Consider the following 18196-nt stretch of genomic DNA (forward strand, 5'->3'; position numbering starts at 1 on the left):
GTTGGTAAAATTAATCGTTGATTAATACTTTTTTTATAATAGCTAAAAATTGCAATAAAAAAACCAAAAAGAAAATTTAAAAAAAAAGAAAGTAAATGAGAGATGATTTCTCATTGTTTTTTAATATTTGCATTCTGCAGCCGTAACGTTAACAAGAATACTATGCCCATTATTACAGCTGTAATCTGCATTACGAATGCCATAGTATCCTGAATTATAATGTTAACAATTTCAACAACAGTATGGTCTGATTTAAGGTCGTTTATATTATTTACTTTTTGGAACTGATCAATGACAACTTGTTGGAAGTGTTCGTCTCCTGAGTGATCCGGTGCATATACATCTACTGCATGAGAAATACCACCCATTACACCAAGAATTAGAATTATTCCGATAATTGCTGTACCCATTGATTCACCTAATGACTGACCGGTTGAATTAACACCGGATGCGTTGTTCTGACTTTCCGCAGGAACATTGGATAATGAAATATCAGTACATAATGCCATGATAAAACCAAGTCCGGCTCCTAAAACAAAGAGTCCAGGCATTAAAGTCATTATTGAGGTGTCCAGTCTGAATTGATAGCTTAAAATCAGACATCCGATAATTGCCATTATACATCCAATTGCTATGATTATCTTGTGGTTCAATTTTCCGGTTAAACTTGGAGCCAAAATTGCAAAAATAAGCAGACCTATAGTCATTGGAAGTGTGGTAAGACCTGTATCAAATGCATTTAACTGCAATACGCTTTGCAGATACAGGGATATTGCAAATAATGCCCCTCCCATTGAAAGGTAACTTAATAACAAAATAATAGTTCCAGTTCTTAAATTTCTGTCTTTGAATAAGTCTATATCAAGTAATGGCACATCGCCGTTTCTTTTTCTTCTGGTTTCAAATAATGCAAAGATTACTAATGCAACTAATCCTAAAACAATTACAATTATGCTGGTTGTGAAATCTTTGGATAATGATAAAATACCTAGAACCAACAATACAAGACCTATAAATGAAATTATAGCACCAGTAGTATCCAAATCTTTTCTGGATTCAGTAGGTGTGAAATCAGGTATTTTATTTCTGAATACTAAAATTATGAAAACGATTATTAATTCGGTTGCAAATCCGTATCTCCAGGAGAGGAATGTTGTCATTATACCTCCGAAGAGAGGGCCTATAGCTGCTGCAACTGCACCCATTACACCTACAATTGCCAAAGCAACTGTACGTTTTTCGCCTGAATATGTTCCGCTTATTAGAGAAACGGTAGCAGGTAACATTAATGCTCCGGCAACTCCTTCAATTACTGACCATCCGATAAATAACATTGTAGAACTTGTACTTACTGATGCAGTAAAGGTACCGAGACCGTAAAGTGCAGTACCGATTAAGAACAGTTTCTTTTTACCGACTATGTCCTGAAGCTTTGCACTGAGCAGCATGAATGCAGCAGTAATGAGAGTATAAAATGACATGATCATTTGAATGGTACTCACATCAGTATTCAAATCAGCAACAACCTGAGAAATACTCACATTCATGAATGTAGCGTCCAAAGCTATAATAAAGGAAGCTAAGGCTATAACTATTAGTGCCATCCATGAAGCTTCCTTAACTGTTTCATTCATTTATTATCCTCCATATTTTTCAATTTAATAATAAGTAATTTTAGAGATATTTCATTAAATTTCATCTCTTGTTATTATTATTTACTCTTGCTTTTTAATATAGTTTTTGTGTTAATCTTTTGAACAATTAATGTTTTAAGACTTATTTTTCATGTTTATATTCCATATTTTTTCTGAATTGTGAATGATATAAAAATTCAAGGGGTTTATATTTTGAAATAAGATTTGACGTTTGTTTTGAATCAAGGTTAAAAAATCAATTAAAAAGGGTTTTGTATTATTAGTCGGTTTATATAAAAATGAGATTTTTAATTTTGTTATTCTATTAAGTATTTAATGATGAATTCATGAAGTATAATTGAAAAAAAAGTTTAGGAAGTAGGATTTAGAATCCTAAAAATCCTAATATTAAAGAAATGATAAATAGGACTATTGCTATTTTTAAAACTGTTTTTAAGCCTTTAAAAACGGCATAAATTATAAAAACAATTATGAATATCCTAATAAAGTTCATTATCATATTTTCCATCATATTATATGGCCTCCCTCAGGTATTGTTATTGTTCCCTATTTGGAAATATTTCTTTTAAATTCAACCTCATTTTTCATAATCCTTACTATAAAGATTAAATAAACTTTTTTGGTATCTATATTTAATTTATAACTGTTTTAATATATAAATTATTATCCTTCTGCACTCTTTGGCCTTATTGAATAATTCAAACCGGAAATGAAAGCTGATGTAAAATTGATATGTCAGTGTAAAATTTGACTTTATAATATTAAAAATACTGTTAATTAAAACAAAAAAATATTCCCCTAACTATGATTTTAATGAATTCATTTTCCACTTTAACTGCACAGATTTGAAAATTATTCTTAATTTGAACTGTACATATATATCAATGGAAATATGAAAACATTAAAGATTAAAATATAAGAATTGATAAAAGTAGTTTCATGGAAATTTTTGAGATGGCCTGTGAATTGATTATTCCAATTTTAGTGTTTGGGGTGCTTTTTGCAGTTGGAAAGATTATTCATAATAAATTAATTAATAGTAACAGTAGAATTTTAAATCCGAGGGAATATTTCCCAGAACAGGAACTTGAAACATTGAAACAGGTTTATTATTTGGTCATGATGCTGATTTTCTTTGTTTTCATATTGTACATCCTGATATTTGACGGAAATGATTATATTCCGATTGCTGTTTTACAAATTCTTATATCAGTATATGTTGCTTTAACTTTGGATTATGGTTCTTGGAACATTGAACCACCCCACCCTTAAAGAGGGTGGGGATTCCTGAATTTTTTTTTCATTTGATTGGTTAATTTTAATGTTTTTTCAGGCTATCCCCGTTGAACCAGCGGTTTAGTATATTAATTGCGGCGTTTATGTCTCTATCATGTGTTTTTCCGCAGTTTGTGCATTTCCATTTGCGTGTTTTGACTTTTAACTCTTTTTTTATGTGTCCGCAGTGGTGACATGTCCTGCTTGTGTTATGGCTTTTTACGAATTGTACACCGTCTGCTTCGGGTTTGTAGAGTAGGAATTTGTCTTTTAGTCTTTGTATGAATCTTGATAGTGGAAATATCATATTCTGCTCTCCCCCAATTAAAATTTTGATAGTTGAGTAGTTTTTTTCAAAGACTATGGTATCGTATTCTTGAACTAGTTGAAAGGTTAATTTTTCAATATAGTCTTTTAGTTTGTTTGTTCTTTTATTGTACCATTTTAGTAGTCTTTTTTGTAGTTTTTTCCATCGCCTGCTTCCTTTTCTGCATCGTGACATTAATTTGTTGATGTGTTTGATCATTTGGTTTTCATGATCAACATCAAAAAATTCCTTCTGCATTTCGCTTGTGACTAACCATCCATTTTTATTGGAATTAATATCACACCCAATGTATTTTTCAGTTAATTCTAGATGTTCTGGTGGATTTGTTTCTATGTTGAATGATGCATAGTGATTTAATCCATCATAGTATACTGTTATGCTGTTGAATTTAGTGTCTGGGTGGTTTAGTAAATCCAGATATTCTATGCTTGTGCTGAATGTTACTTTTCCATGTTTTCTTAATGTTAGTGTGTTGTTTTCTACTGGTCTTTTATCTTTTCGCACGGTTTGTCTGAAGCTAGGTCGTGTTTTCTTTTTAGAATGATAAACTGGAGGATTATGCCTTTTGCTTTTATGACAATTTTTAAAAGATTTATGCAAATCATCACGTGCCTGCTGAAGACTGGTGGACTCTGTATCGTTTAGGTAGGGTAATTCTTTTTTAGTTTCTTTTAAGAATTGATTTAATTCTTTTTGAGTTGGAATTTCAGTAGAATCCTCACCATGTTCGGCTTTGTATTTGCTTAAAAGTTCATTATATGTTTTACGAGTACAACCATAGTTCTTTTTAAATTCTACTTCTTGTTCGGGAGTTACATGAAGTTTAACAATCAATCCTCGAATAAAATCACCCATAAATCCACATCCTCTTCTCAGTTTACATTATTGATTATTCATAATCTAAAAAAAAGAAACTAAAAGAAATTTTTTTTTCTTTTTGACTCTTTTTTTAAACCCACAATTAATATTGCACAACATATTCTTTGTAAATTAGTTATATATAAAAAAAGAGTAAGAGCATTTGGAAAGTAATCAAGTAACGCACTCAGAACAATTTTTCACACTCAAAACAATATTACAATCAACATAAAAAAATGTATACTGAAAAAAAATAACATCCATAAAAACACAAAATAAATAAAAATGATAAAAGTTATTAAAAAAAGATAGTACACACAACAGTGCAATTCATCCACGACCTAAAGAGGTCGTGGTATTCTTGCATTATAAAGATAAAATAATGTTTTTCCTTCTGGTGCCTTATGAATCAATAGTATGGCTTGTTTTAAATGTTGAGCTTATGATATGCCGATTTTCTTTATTCACGTAATTGTTTATGTATATTTTATTTTGGTATATTTCACCAAATTCAGAAAATATACGGAGACAAATGGCCTTGGAATTACAATCATACTGTTATTTGCCATAGTATTTTTCAGTTTTCTTGTCACATTATTTGCAGAGGGTGCTGACCCTTTAAATGCCGCTGTAATGGTTTCAAATGCATTTACAAGTAACGGTTATGCAGTGCTTGGTGACTCTGGCATGGGTAAATTGACAAGTATGATTTTAGTTTGGGGAGGATATGTCATATCAGGTGTAGGTACTGCAACATTGACTGCCGCAATTCTATTGAGACATAACCAAAAACGAGAAAAAGAATTGAATGAACGTTTGGATGAGTTGGAATCATTAATTAAAAATAGTAAAGAATAGAATATGGAAGTTTTCCCATATATTTTTCTATTCTTGGCTTTTTTAAATCTTATTTTTTTAATTCAGCTAAATTCTCTTTAATCAGCTTATAGATGTTTTCTGCACCGATGATATCATCATCGCTGACCTTCCAGCTTGAAGGGTACAATATGAATGGTTTGGATTGATCTCCACCTGCTCCTCCATGGCTTCCGACCAGTTCTTCAAAAGCACATACCTCATCAGCTTCCTCATCATAGAAACTGTTTACAAGGATATCAGGAGTATGTTCGAATGAACTTGTTCTTTTCAGATGTCTTGCGATATTGTCTCCAAATCCTTCAAGAGGGTTTTCACCTTCAATTTTATCGCTGTCAAGGTAGTATGTTCCGTTTTTACCAATGGCAAGGTCTCCGTGTTTCTGGGATTTTACTAAGATAAAACCGACATACTCGTTGTTTACAATGCCCGGTATGAGCTCAGGGAAATAGCTGTTAAGTTCCTCATATGTTAACCTTTTGCTCCATTGTGTCAGATAAATCATAGCAAGGTTACCTGAAGCCAGTACAATGACTTCGGAGTCACTTAATTCCTGTGCTTCTTTTTTCTCTTTTTCTATTTTCTTGTTTTTTCTAGAAAATGGAGTGTAGTCACCTACAAAGTGATCATCATTTGATGTCATTTTTGCAAACATGGTCATGTCATCCGGAAGAAGTGATTTTACAAAGTCCTCAAAGGTCTGGCCGTATCTCTGGGTAAATGTAGCACCGTTTGTCTGACCGTGGTCTGACTGAATCACGAACTGATAATCCCTAGGACTGTACTTATTCGCATCGGTTAAATGCTTAATCTGTTTGTCCATTTCCCTTAATGCAATCCATGCGTCACTGTCCCTTACTCCTGAGTGGTGAGCTATTTCATCATAACCGAGATATGTTGAGTATGCAACATCAACATCACCGACCATCATGTCTCCGATTAAGGTGGAAGTGTTGATTTCTCTCATGAATACATTTGTAGCCGCTCTTGTTGGAATGTACATTATTCCACGTCTTATTCTTGGCCTGACATTTTTCACGGAATGTGTGAACTGTGACCAGATTTCACGAACTATATCTGCAAGAAACAGAGCTACAATACGTGCAAAGTTGCTCGGATTGGAGAATACTGAATACCATGCCTTATTGTAGAGTTTACCGAAGTCCATTATCTTACTGAATGTAAATATGACGTTGTCGGTATCTCCTGAGAATAAATTTGATCTGCTTGCTCCGTTGTCCACAAGCAATCCGTCACCATTAGAGATTCTCTGTTCTAATTCAGGCACTTTGGTGATTCCGGAACATTGCATCATCTGATTGCCGTTGCTCTTTTCAATCCATCTGAATGCAACAATGCCTTCATTGTTTCCGTGAAGAATTCCTGCCTGGCTTGCACCGGTCTGGGAAGACAGATCAGTTTCCCACATTCTGAGATTGTAATCGTTGCTTTCAATCATTTTTTTCATGGTAGGCATTTCGCCTCTGTCGACCGCTTCACGTAAAACTTCATAAGCAAGTCCGTCAATTTCAACAATTATCACTCCCGGATAATTCTTTACATCTGATTTTCTTTTCTTTTCCGCATCATTTAAAACAGCCCTGTAATATGAACTGTCATCCTCAATTGTTATTAATGAGGAGAGTATTGTTGTAACGGCTGCCATTCCCAATGGGGCGAGAATAAGTGCTGCGCCTTTAATTTCTATTCCAAACATAGGTGCGAAAATCTGAAGCAGGAGTCCGTTCAATATCAGTGTTCCTACACCGAAGGTTAAAACCAAAAACGGCATGGCTATTCTTGTTAAAATCGGCCAGAGTATTGCATTAACCAAACCGATGAACAGCACTAATAGCAGTATGTCACCAGAGTGGCTGATTTCAACTCCTAATCCTAAAATACTTATCAAATATATTCCTATGATATTTCCGATAAATACGATTAAGCTTCTTTTCAAGCTTTTTTTCGGGGTTTGTTTTTCCTTAATAATTTCCATGTCAATCACGGTTCCTTAATTATCTTAATTTAAATGGGCAATTTTCCGGTGTATTCCTCAATTATAGATTTGGCATCATCTAAACTTATTCCTGTTTTATTTTCAACTGTTGATTTGATACTGCTTAAATTGGTATTGTTTACAAAATCACTTGCCTTTGACTGCAAATCTCCAGTTACATTTTTAACTGTGGAAATGGTATTGTCTAATTTTGTTTTGTTGGGATAAACGTTTTTGTACTGTACTGATTTTGCCATATGCACAGCAATGTCCTTGTTGTTGCAGCAGATTATAATGCTGTCGTGTGTTGTTTCATTGGTTAGGGATAGGCAGTAGAACTTGCCGTTGAAATCTCCTTTAACGGCTTTGAATATTGGGTTGTTCACCAGTTCCTCAGCATTTATAACATAACCTGTAAATCCGTCAATATCCTGTTTTTCTCCTTTTTTTATCAGTTCATTCAGTGTATTGAAACCCAGTTCGGATACTTTGATGAGACTGTCATCAGCATTGCTGTTATATGTAACAAGTATTCCATTGTCCCAATTCCAAACTTTAGCACTTTCAAATTCGCCTTTATATTTGGTCTGGTTGGCTGGAACATCTATGGTTGTCCCATTTGGTGTTATTTCAATTTTTTCATAATTTACGGTGGTTAACATTACAAAAATAATGCCTGCGGCAATTATTAAAATTATTATTGCTATTATAATTATTTTTTTATTATCCATTAACACACCCTCATTATCTTTTAGTCAGTACTAAGTTAACTTGCAACCAAAATTTCATTTTCAGTTTAACAATTACACTTATGTATAAAGTTTGTATTTAATAGTATATATTATAGATGAAAATAATCAGGATTCTTCATTTGTTTTAACGCATTCCTGTTTTTTGTAAATAACTTTTAAATATTACTTTTTTTATAAATAATTAATAACTCTTAAGAGAGTATTAATAAAAGTTTATGGAGTGTAAATATGGATATAATAGAAATAATTAAGGATGCATTTGTATTTCCATCCAAAGATGTGAAAATATTGTTAATATATGTTATCCTTTCAATATTGGCAGCATTTTTTGCCACAATGGGATCAGCAGTATATGTATTTGGATTTTTAATCCCTGAATGTTTCATGTGGGGTGGAATGGCAGTTGTACTTGCAATGTTAATCGGATGGGTAATGTCCGGTTATTCAATCAGTGTTATTAAATCAGGTATTGAACAAAATGATGAAGTTCCTGCATTTGACTGGTGGGAAAATTTCATCACAGGATTTTACAGTTTCGCCACTACAATCGTTTACTATTTAATTCCAGCTATAATTGTTGCAATTGTAGGATTGATGACAAATATCTACGGCAATATCTGGGCGGTTATTGATGAAATTGTTAAACAGATTTTAAGTGTTGCATCAGGATATTCTTCAAGTTTTGCATATGACTTAATAGCTCAGGCATTATCCCAATTAATAGTTTCTTTAGCTATCACTATGACAGTTGCCATAATAGTATTTATAATCTTTTCATTCCTTGAAACCATGGCACAGGCAAGATTAGCAAATACCGGCAGTTTAGGTGAAGCTTTAAACATCTATGAATCTGCAAAAGACATAAGAAGAATTGGTATAGGTAAAGTAATAGCATTAATACTATTGGTTATAATCGTTGTTGGTGTTATTAATGTAATTTTATCAGCTATATTTAGCTATGTACCGATTTTATCAATTCTTTCAGTTATAATAACTCCGTACCTTGTATTATTTGGTCAAAGAGCTATCGGATTATTATATTCTGATATAGCTTAATATTTTTAAGCTATATTATTTTTTCTTTTTTTTTAAATTGTGGATTTGAATTTCAATTCTTAAAAATAGAATAAATAATTTCTTTTTCATATTGTGTCTGTTTTTTTTTAGTTTATAATTGTTTTTTTATATAATATTATTATATAACTCTTTATTTTAATCTAAAAACAATTTTTACTTCAGTATGAACTAAATAAAAAATATTTATATTATAAAACTCAAATTTATAGCTAATCAAACTCTTGATCCAAAAGGGGGTGATATTTATTTTGAACAGAATAATATTGCCTATGATGGGATTTAAAACATTGATTTTAATGAACTCTCCTCTTGGCAAAACTATTTATCTTTAAAATGCAAGAATACCACAACTTCTGCAAGTTGTGGATGAATTGCACTATTGGGTGTACTGTCTTTTTTAATTAATTTTATTGTGTTTTATTTTATTTGCGTTTTTTTGAGGCTATTTTATGACATGAATTTTTATTCAGTATACTTTTTTGTTATTGGATTATTAAATAATTGCTTTGATTATGAAAAATTGTTTTGGTTTTGAAAAATTGCTCTGAATTCGTTATTCGATTACTTTTCAAATGCTCTCTCTTATTTTTTATATATGGGTAATTATAAATGAGATATTATTCAATTAAATGTGATTTTAATTGTTGTTTTAAAAAAGAGTAGATGTTTTTTCATTTTTTTTAGATAATGAAATAAAAATATTATATATATTGGACTGGAGGAATGAGATTTATGGATGAGTATATTCGAGGTGTGGTTGTTAAGCTTCATGTAACTCCCGAACAAGAAGTCATGTTTAAACAAAACTATGGTTGTACTCGTAAAACCCATAATGAACTTTTAAATAAATATAAAGCCAAATATGGTGATTGTAATAAAATTCCAACTAAAAATGAGTTAAATCAATTTTTAAACGAATCTAAAAAAGAGTTACCATACCTGAAGGAAACAGAGTCCACCAGTCTTCAACAGGCACGTGATGATTTGCATAAAGCGTTTAAAAACAGTTTTAAAAGCAAAAGGCATAATCCTCCAAAATTTCACTCTAAAAAGAAAACACGACCTAGCTTCAGACAAACTATCCGTAAAGACAAAAGACCAGTAGAAAAAAACACACTAACTTTAAGAAAACACGGAAAAGTAACCTTCAGCACAAGCGTAGAATACCTGGATTTATTAAACAGTCCAGACACTAAATTCAACAACATCACAGTATATTATGATGGATTGAACCACTATGCATCATTCAACATTGAAACTGATGCACCAGAACAACTACCATTAACCGGAGAGCACATTGGATGTGATATCAATTCCAACAAAAACGGATGGCTAGTCACAAGCGAAGGACAAAAGGAATTCTTTGATGTTGACCATGATAACCAAATGATCAAGCACATCAACAGATTAATGTCCAAATGCAGAAACATGAGCAGGCGATGGAAAAAACTAGAAAAAAGACTACAAAAATGGTACAACAAAAGAACAAACCAATTAAATGACTACATTGAAAAATTAACCTACAATCTAGTCAAAAAATATGATACAATAGTCTTTGAAGAAAACTACTCTACTATCAAGATTTTAATTGGAGGGGAGGAAAACATGATATTTCCTCTATCGCGATTCATAAAAAGATTAAAAGACAAATTCCAACTCTACAAACCCGGAGCAGACGGTGTACAATTCGTAAAACCACACAACACAAGCAGAACATGCCACCACTGCGGACACATAAACAAAGAGTTAAAAGTCAAAAAACGCAACTGGAAATGTCCAAAATGCGGAAAAATACTTGATAGGGACACAAACGCAGCAATTAATATTCTAAACCGCTGGTTCAACGGGGATGGCCTGATAAAATACTTAAATTAACCTTATTAAGTGAAAATAATTCAGGAATCCCCATCCTCTATAGGATGGGGTGGTTCAATCGAATGGGGGAATCATTATGAGTAACCGAAAGAAATTTCGGATAGTAATACTCATATACACCATTATCACGTGGTGTTTAGCATTATTCATCATATGGATTATTTATAATTAATCCGATGTCATAATTGATTTTGCCTTTAAATTGTAGGAATATTCAATATTATAATGATTGTTTTGCGATAGCTTAATGGGGCTATGTTTGGGTTTGTTTATTTATAATTGACACTTCCTACATTTTATTATAAAATAATAAACTTTATATATGATTTATTTCATATTACTATTAGAGTTTATGTCCACTTTTGGGTACTTAAATTCTGATATTTGAATAAATAGTTTTAGTTCAATGTCTACCTGTTCAAGCATGATTAAATCATGTTGTAGGCATTGATTTTACTAATTTCATTAATTAAATTTTTTTAAGGAAGATAATATATAAAATATTAAATAATTACTTTTTTTAATAATGAGCATTATATATTTAAATATGATGATTTTACCACAACTTCCTTTATATGTAATAGCAATAATCTGTGGATTACTGTCTTTTTCAATGACCAGATTATTCATGCCGAAAATTATTCAGAAGATGGAGGATGCTGATATTGTTGGAAAAGATATCCATAAATCCTGGAAACCTGTTGTTGCTGAAATGGGTGGATTCGGTATCATATTCGGATTTGTCATTGGAATGTTTTCCGGAATTTACATGCACGACATTCTGGCATTTCCGCTGGTCATAGTGCTTGTTGTAATACTTCTTGTTGGAATGATAGGTATTCTGGATGACTTGCTTGCGCTTTCATCAAAGTCCAAGTTCTTTTTGCTTTTCATTGCAGGTCTGCCACTTATGTGGGCGGCACCACCTAATGTGGGTATATTATATCTCATTACAATACCTATTGCACTGTCAATCGGATCCAACCTGACCAACATGCTTGCAGGTTTGAACGGAATCGAATCAGGTCTGGGTGTTATTTCAATGGCATCACTGACAATAGCATGTATCATTTTGGGAAAATACGATGTTACAATCATATCCATGAGTATGCTCGGAGCGCTCCTTGCATTCCTGTACTTCAACAGATATCCTGCTAAAATATTTCCGGGGGATACCGGTACACTTATTATCGGAGCGGCAATTGTATGTATTGCATTTATCGGAAGGGTAAAATTAATAGCTATTATTGTACTGATGCCTAATATCATCGATGCGGCACTGAAATTCTATTCCGCAGGTGTCATGAACCGTTCCCAGCAAAAGCCTACCCAAATTAATGATGAAGGTAAACTGGTAAGGCCTGATGTGGGATTCAAATCATTAATAAGGCTGATTTTAAGAAAACCAATTGCCGAAAAGAATGCGGTAAAAATAATCTGGGCAATAGGTATAGTATTTGGAATACTGGGTATTATCGTAGCTTTGACAATGCCTGGAATGCTTGAAAACAAGACACTGATCAATTTCTTACAGATTAAGGAAATGTTCTATCATATAGGATGATAACATGAGGCCATATGTAATATTGAATGCGGCAATGACACTGGACGGTAAAATCGCAACAGCCACCGGAAGCTCAAATATTTCCGGTGAGGAAGACCTTAAAAGGGTTCATGAAATCAGAAAGGACTGCGATGCCATAATGGTTGGAATAGGCACTGTTCTAGCTGATGACCCAAGGCTTACAGTTCACAAAATCAATGCCAATCCTGAAGACAATCCTGTCCGTGTAGTAGTGGACAGCAAATGCAGGACTCCCGCAAATGCAAGAATAACAAACAGCGATGCAAAAACCATCATAGCATGTGCCAATGAATACAAGGATGAACTGATAAAAACAGATAAGTATGAAACCTTTAAACAACGTGGCGTTAAATTCTTATGGAGCGGTGATGAAAGGGTGGATTTGACATCCCTAATGAGTTATCTGCATGAGGAAGGAATTGAAAAGCTAATGCTTGAGGGAGGATCAACTTTAAACTTTTCCATGATTAAATCAGGTCTAATTGATGAGATAAATATATGTATTGCTCCGATGGTTGTCGGAGGGGCAAACGCCAAGACATTCTTTGACGGTGAAGGCTTTGATACAATGGATGAATCAGTTAAACTGGAGCTGGTTGATTCATTTACATTAGGAAAAGATCTGATTTTAAAATATAAAGTTTTATAATAATTATTTTTTTAATAAAAAAAGAAAGAGAAGAATAATAATTCTTCTATTTTTTAATTTGTGCTGTATTTTTAACGGTGTCCTTGAGGTATGTAGCCTGATAGGTTACTTTTTTACCTACTTTAAGCTTTTTAAGAACACTTGATTTGATTGTTACCTTTGCAATACCTTTGGAATCTGTTTTTGCCTTGTATGCTTTACCGTTGAATTTAAAGGTCACTGTTTTTTTGCTGAGGTATTTTCCATTTATTTTACTTAAGGTTGCCTGCAGTACAAGTTTTTTAGCGGATTTTTTAACAGTTACCTTTTTAAGGCTGACAACATGTTTTACTGTTATTGTTTTTGTAACGGTCTTGCCTAATGAGGTAATTTTGATTTTATAGGTTCCAGGAACTTGTGTTATTTTGAATGTTGCAGCGCCGTTTTTTGTGGTTAGTGTTTTTGATATCTTACCGGTAATTTTGACGGTTGCGCCGTTTTTAAGTTTTCCGTCAGTTCCGTAAACCTTAATGGTATAGTATGAACCGCTGGAGTAAATGACATTAACGTTACCTGCAATTATTTTAGGCTCATATGTAGGAGTGGATTTTAATGTTCCGCTTCTTGTAAATGAATTATATTTGTCGTCTCCTGAGTATGTTATTGTATATGGGCTGGTTTCAGCATTTATATTAGGTATTTTAACAATAGCTTTTCCATTTTCATCAAGAGGATAGACATAGGTTTCACCATTGACTGTTAATGTAATGTTTCCTGTTGCATCATCAGGTAAATCGAATTTCAGGCTGTTTCCAGCTGAAATTGTGCCAATTTGTGGGAATTTAATTTCAGTTTTGGAAGTTGTTTTATTGGTAGTGGATTTAGTTTTATTCACAGTTAAAGTACCGATATCGTTGAATGATTTGTACTTGCTGTCTCCAGTGTAGGTTAGTGTATATGTATAATTTCCATCATCCAAATCCTTTAGTGGAATTTTACAGATTCCGTTTACCACATCAGCTTTATATTCAACGCCTTCAATAATCAATGTGAGGGTACCTGTGGCATCGCTGGACATATTAATCTCGATTGTGGAATTGCCGGATGGAACAATGAGTGAATATTTGATATTTGAGGATTCATTATCGTCATCAGATTTTTCGAAAACTGTTAATTTCATTGTAGCACTTGAAGATTCAAATCTTGATGTTCCTGCGTAAACAACTAAAAGGGAATAAACTCCGGCTTTTGATGGAGTGTAGGATAATCTTGCAATACCTTTGTCCACATTTGCCTCACCTATTTTTGTCTCTCCTTCATAGAAAATAATAACTCCTTCGCTGACCTGATCAACACTTCCGGTTCCGGCAATCAATGTCATTGCTTTACCTTCGGTTCCATTTAAATTGGCGGTTATTACTTTGGTTTTGGCTTTATTGATAAGTATTGTAGCTGTTTTTGTCATGCTGTCATGATTAGCATCCTTAACTGTAGTTACAGTTAAAGTATGGGTTCCAACATCCAATTTAGGAAATATTATTTTATTTCCGCTTACTTCAACAGATTTACCGTCAATTTTTGCGGTGAACTTAGGACCGTTTGTGTTCACGGTCATGTTGTATGAATCACCGTATCTTAAGGTAACATCACGTATATCGCTTAGATAATCATTTTTAATAACGGTTATTGTAGATGATTTAGTTACCGGATTGTGATTGGAATCAGGAATTGTTGTAACTGTTAATGTATGGGTTCCTACATCAAGTTTTGGAATAATCACTACATTTCCAACTATTTCTGCAGTTTCTCCGTCAATTTTTGCAGTGAATCCTTTTGCTCCGGAAGTTTGCACGGTTATGTTTGAATCGCTTCCGTATTTTACATTAATATTATCAACGCCAATTACTGAATCGATTTTGCTAACTGTTATTGTAGCTGTTTTTGTAACGGATACGTGGTTGTCATCAGGAACTGCAGTTACAGTTAAAGTGTGGGTTCCGGCATTCAGGCCTGAAATTAAAATTTCATTGTTCTCATCGACATTAACGAATTTGTCATCAATTTTAGCGGTAACCCTGACAGCTCCGTGAGGTGATACTTTCACCCTTGAAGTTCCGTTATAGTACATGCTTACATCATTAACAGTGATTGAACATTCAGCTTTTTCTACTGTTATTGTTGTTGTTTTGGAAACTGCATTGTGATTTTCATCAGGAATGGTTGTAACGGTCAGGGTATGTGTTCCCGCATCAAGCTGAGGAATTGAAACTGTAAGGCCGTTTACTTCAATGTCTGAATCATCAATTTTAGCTGTAATACCTGTTGCTCCTTCGATTCCAACAGTGAATTCTGCTTTGCTGTCACTGTCCATGGTCAGATCTCCAACATTTCTCAAAAAGGAATCTATTCTGTTTACAGTAATCTTTACTGCAGCGGATGACTGTGTGTAGTTATCATTTCCCGCAAAATTAATGCTCACGTCATATGTTTTTGCATTTAAATTGACTGTAGGTACTTTAATTTGTCCGTTTGCATTTGTAGTATATCTTTCAGCTCCGTTCAATTCAACAGATAAAACAGCGCCGCTGATTGGATTGTTATCGCTGTCTTTTAAAGTCACTGTTAAAGTATCTCCTTTTTTATAATCTGTAGTCAAATCAGATGCAACTATAACCGTGCTTTTCTTATTTTCACCAGCATTTGTATAGTTTTCAGATGATACTTTAAGGCAATCATCATGATTAATGTTGTTGGGTGATGCAGATGATGTGTCTGCATTGACTAAGTTTAATTCTTGATTAAGTTCATCACTTGCAACTGCCGTTTGATTAGCATCACTTGCGCAAACGCTTGCAATGCTGAATAGGCAAATGATTAAACATATAAAAATGAATATTTTTTTAAATTTCATATATTAACACCAAATGTTTATAAACGATAACTATTTTTGTTTTTTGCTTTATTTAACATTTTTTAAAAAAAGATTGTTTCGGCAATAAAAAACTAAAATTAAAAAAATTGTGACTTGACGCCACATTTGGATAAGACTTTGTATGGGTGTGGTTTAAAAAATTCCTTTGGATTTTAACAATTCACGGGGATTGTCAACAATGGCCTTCATTGCTTCATCATGTGTAAGGCCTGCACCTAAAGCTATTTCATATGATTTTTCAAAGGTAATCAAATCGTCCGGAGAGTGTGTATCGGTGTCAACCAGCAGTTTGTTTCCAACCTCACGGGCAATGTTTGCAACATGACCGTTACCGAGGCAGTGACCTTTACGTGCTGAAATCTCCAGATAGATATCATTTTCCAAAGCTATTTCAGCTTCCTCTTTTGTAATGAGGCCCGGATGGCCTAAAATATCAACATGTTCTGATTCAACTGCAGCACGATTTGTTCCGGGAGTTACCGGTTCATTCAATGTCTCACCGTGGACAACTACAATCTTTGCACCTAATTCCTTTGCCCTTGCAGCAATTCCGTCAATGGATTCGCATGGGGCATGGGTTACCTCAGCACCCAATACAACAGTAATGTCCCAGTTTGCATTGATGTCATCGATTGCATCCTGAATTGCTGGAATTGTATCAACATTGGACCAGTCAACATGGTCGGTAATCGCTATAGCTTCATGATTCAGTTTTAACGCTCTTCTTGCAAGTTCTGACGGCAGAAGTTCCCCGTCACTGAAGAGACTGTGCATATGTAAATCGATTCTTTTGTTCATATTAATAATTTATATAATACGTAGAATATATATTTATATAACTTAAATTATTTTGAGGTTATAATTATGAAAGCAAAAGCTGTAAAAATGGCAGACGGTGTCTATTGGGTTGGTGTAATCCATTGGCACAGCAGAACTTTCCATGGATATGGAATTCCAGGTACCACATACAACGCATACCTTGTATTTGGTGAAGAAAAAACTGTATTAATCGATAATGTTTACAGAGGAATGTTTGAACAGTTCGATGCAAGAGTGCATGACGCATTTGAACAGGAAGGAAAAGAATTCAAGATTGATGTATTCGTTCAAAACCACTCAGAAATGGACCATTCCACTTTCTTAAGACAAACTATTGAACAGTACAATCCTGATGCTGAAATCTATGCATCACAAAACTGTATAAACTTTTTGGAAGCACAGTATCATAACTTCTCAGATCTCGAAATCAATGCTGTAGCTACCGGTGATGAACTTGACATTGGTGGCAGAACTTTAAAATTTGTTTCCGCTCCGATGCTTCACTGGCCTGACAGCATGTTCACCTTTTTGGCTGAAGAAGGAATACTCTTTTCAAACGATGCATTCGGTCAGCACGTTGCACATTCAAAAAGATTCGATGAAGACTATGATCTGGAATATCTTTTAAGGGAAGCACAGAAATACTACGCTAACCTTGTAACATTAGGCTCTCCAATGCTCAGGATGAAACTTGATGAGTTAACAAACACCGGTCTTATCAATGAAATCAAGATGATTGCACCATGTCACGGTCAAATCTGGAAAAACCCTGCTCCAATCGTTGAAAAATACACTGAATGGGGATCAGGAGTATGTAAAGACAAAATCACAGTTATCTATGATACAATGCACCACTCAACCGAAAAGCTCGCATACCAGATTGCTGAAGGTATCATGAGCGAAGGTGTTGAAGTTGCAATGTACTTCATGCAGGAAGACGGACCTGATGATGTAATTACAGACATTTTGGACTCCAAAGCAATTGCCCTGGGTGCTCCTACCATGATGAACAAGCCTTTCCCAAGAATCGGTAACATGATGTACTGGCTTGACTGTGTCAACTTCAAGGGAACCGGCAGTGAGAAAAACGCACTGATCTTTTCATCCAAAGGCTGGGGTGGAGGAGCTATTGCAAAACTCCAGAGTGATTTGGAAACTGCAGGATTTACTGTAACCGATACTTTGGATGTTCTGTTTGTACCTGATGAGGATGTGCTTGCAGAAGCATTCGAAAAAGGTGCAGAACTTGCTCGTTCCATTAAAGAATAATTGATTTATTCTTTTTTCCTATTTTTTTATTTTTTCTTATATTTTTTATATCAGATTTTATTTTTATGTTTAGTTTTTAGACCCTGAAATTGTTTGGGCATACCTAAACTTATATATTAGGTATGCCTAAATATTAATGAGGAACAAATTAGCTATGCTTAGCATATTAATTTGTTCCTCTTTTTTTTTTAAAATGAGGATGTGACACGAAGTCACAATTTTTTCTAATTTTAATTGTTTTATTTTTCTTTAATTTTATATACTATGAAGT

The 18196-nt window shown here is 33.7% G+C and carries 13 protein-coding genes; 7 read left to right on the forward strand and 6 right to left on the reverse strand.

What is annotated here, in order from left to right:
• Positions 1–110: 110 nt before the first annotated feature.
• Entirely contained in the window at positions 111–1634 is a 1524-nt protein-coding gene (locus tag E7Z81_RS04165) for an MFS transporter (RefSeq protein ID WP_292744631.1), read from the reverse strand.
• Between the two features lie 960 nt (positions 1635–2594).
• On the opposite strand from E7Z81_RS04165, the gene E7Z81_RS04170 reads away from it, so the two are divergent.
• Positions 2595–2927, forward strand: coding sequence for a hypothetical protein (locus E7Z81_RS04170; RefSeq protein ID WP_292744633.1), 333 nt, complete (start codon positions 2595–2597; stop codon positions 2925–2927).
• 46 nt (positions 2928–2973) lie between these two features.
• Here E7Z81_RS04170 and E7Z81_RS04175 read toward each other — a convergent pair whose 3' ends face one another.
• Entirely contained in the window at positions 2974–4113 is a 1140-nt protein-coding gene (locus E7Z81_RS04175; RefSeq protein ID WP_292744635.1) for a transposase, read from the reverse strand.
• 450 nt (positions 4114–4563) lie between these two features.
• On the opposite strand from E7Z81_RS04175, the gene E7Z81_RS04180 reads away from it, so the two are divergent.
• The gene (locus tag E7Z81_RS04180; protein ID WP_292744637.1) at positions 4564–4974 is read left to right on the forward strand and encodes a hypothetical protein; all 411 of its coding nucleotides are present in this window, start codon (positions 4564–4566) and stop codon (positions 4972–4974) included.
• A 49-nt stretch (positions 4975–5023) separates the two neighbouring features.
• Here the strand turns inward: E7Z81_RS04180 and E7Z81_RS04185 are convergent, their stop codons facing one another.
• Positions 5024–6988 (reverse strand): phage holin family protein, encoded by a 1965-nt coding sequence (locus E7Z81_RS04185; protein WP_292744639.1) that lies wholly within the window; start codon positions 6986–6988, stop codon positions 5024–5026.
• Between the two features lie 29 nt (positions 6989–7017).
• On the reverse strand, positions 7018–7719 hold the full coding sequence (locus E7Z81_RS04190; RefSeq protein ID WP_292744641.1) for a hypothetical protein: 702 nt from the start codon (positions 7717–7719) through the stop codon (positions 7018–7020).
• 249 nt (positions 7720–7968) lie between these two features.
• Here E7Z81_RS04190 and E7Z81_RS04195 point away from each other — a divergent pair, with 249 nt between their 5' ends.
• From E7Z81_RS04195 to E7Z81_RS04210, 4 genes are all read left to right on the forward strand, one after another.
• Positions 7969–8796, forward strand: coding sequence for a DUF4013 domain-containing protein (locus tag E7Z81_RS04195; protein WP_292744643.1), 828 nt, complete (start codon positions 7969–7971; stop codon positions 8794–8796).
• Positions 8797–9549: 753 nt separating this feature from the next.
• Positions 9550–10692 (forward strand): transposase, encoded by a 1143-nt coding sequence (locus tag E7Z81_RS04200; RefSeq protein ID WP_292744645.1) that lies wholly within the window; start codon positions 9550–9552, stop codon positions 10690–10692.
• A gap of 547 nt (positions 10693–11239) precedes the next feature.
• On the forward strand, positions 11240–12256 hold the full coding sequence (locus E7Z81_RS04205) for a glycosyltransferase 4 family protein (RefSeq protein ID WP_292744647.1): 1017 nt from the start codon (positions 11240–11242) through the stop codon (positions 12254–12256).
• Between the two features lie 4 nt (positions 12257–12260).
• Complete coding sequence (locus tag E7Z81_RS04210) at positions 12261–12926, forward strand: 2,5-diamino-6-(ribosylamino)-4(3H)-pyrimidinone 5'-phosphate reductase (RefSeq protein ID WP_292744649.1); 666 nt, start codon at positions 12261–12263, stop codon at positions 12924–12926.
• A 46-nt stretch (positions 12927–12972) separates the two neighbouring features.
• On the opposite strand, the gene E7Z81_RS04215 is transcribed toward E7Z81_RS04210, so the two are convergent.
• A complete protein-coding gene (locus E7Z81_RS04215) occupies positions 12973–15816 on the reverse strand; it encodes an Ig-like domain repeat protein (RefSeq protein WP_292744651.1) in 2844 nt (947 codons plus the stop codon).
• A gap of 153 nt (positions 15817–15969) precedes the next feature.
• Positions 15970–16635, reverse strand: a complete 666-nt coding sequence (locus E7Z81_RS04220; RefSeq protein ID WP_292744653.1) for a histidinol phosphate phosphatase domain-containing protein — start codon at positions 16633–16635, stop codon at positions 15970–15972.
• A gap of 66 nt (positions 16636–16701) precedes the next feature.
• On the opposite strand from E7Z81_RS04220, the gene E7Z81_RS04225 reads away from it, so the two are divergent.
• On the forward strand, positions 16702–17925 hold the full coding sequence (locus E7Z81_RS04225; protein ID WP_292744655.1) for an FprA family A-type flavoprotein: 1224 nt from the start codon (positions 16702–16704) through the stop codon (positions 17923–17925).
• The last annotated feature ends 271 nt before the right edge of the window (positions 17926–18196 follow it).

It is taken from the genome of Methanobrevibacter sp., assembly GCF_015062935.1.
Taxonomy (GTDB): Archaea; Methanobacteriota; Methanobacteria; order Methanobacteriales; family Methanobacteriaceae; genus Methanocatella.

Bases quoted from the DNA above. Each gene is read 5' to 3' on its own strand.
- E7Z81_RS04165 (WP_292744631.1), bottom strand. From the start codon at position 1,634: ATGAATGAAACAGTTAAGGAAGCTTCATGGATGGCACTAATAGTTATA.
- E7Z81_RS04170 (WP_292744633.1), top strand. From the start codon at position 2,595: ATGGAAATTTTTGAGATGGCCTGTGAATTGATTATTCCAATTTTAGTG.
- E7Z81_RS04175 (WP_292744635.1), bottom strand. From the start codon at position 4,113: ATGGGTGATTTTATTCGAGGATTGATTGTTAAACTTCATGTAACTCCC.
- E7Z81_RS04180 (WP_292744637.1), top strand. From the start codon at position 4,564: ATGCCGATTTTCTTTATTCACGTAATTGTTTATGTATATTTTATTTTG.
- E7Z81_RS04185 (WP_292744639.1), bottom strand. From the start codon at position 6,988: ATGGAAATTATTAAGGAAAAACAAACCCCGAAAAAAAGCTTGAAAAGA.
- E7Z81_RS04190 (WP_292744641.1), bottom strand. From the start codon at position 7,719: ATGGATAATAAAAAAATAATTATAATAGCAATAATAATTTTAATAATT.
- E7Z81_RS04195 (WP_292744643.1), top strand. From the start codon at position 7,969: ATGGATATAATAGAAATAATTAAGGATGCATTTGTATTTCCATCCAAA.
- E7Z81_RS04200 (WP_292744645.1), top strand. From the start codon at position 9,550: ATGGATGAGTATATTCGAGGTGTGGTTGTTAAGCTTCATGTAACTCCC.
- E7Z81_RS04205 (WP_292744647.1), top strand. From the start codon at position 11,240: ATGATGATTTTACCACAACTTCCTTTATATGTAATAGCAATAATCTGT.
- E7Z81_RS04210 (WP_292744649.1), top strand. From the start codon at position 12,261: ATGAGGCCATATGTAATATTGAATGCGGCAATGACACTGGACGGTAAA.
- E7Z81_RS04215 (WP_292744651.1), bottom strand. From the start codon at position 15,816: ATGAAATTTAAAAAAATATTCATTTTTATATGTTTAATCATTTGCCTA.
- E7Z81_RS04220 (WP_292744653.1), bottom strand. From the start codon at position 16,635: ATGAACAAAAGAATCGATTTACATATGCACAGTCTCTTCAGTGACGGG.
- E7Z81_RS04225 (WP_292744655.1), top strand. From the start codon at position 16,702: ATGAAAGCAAAAGCTGTAAAAATGGCAGACGGTGTCTATTGGGTTGGT.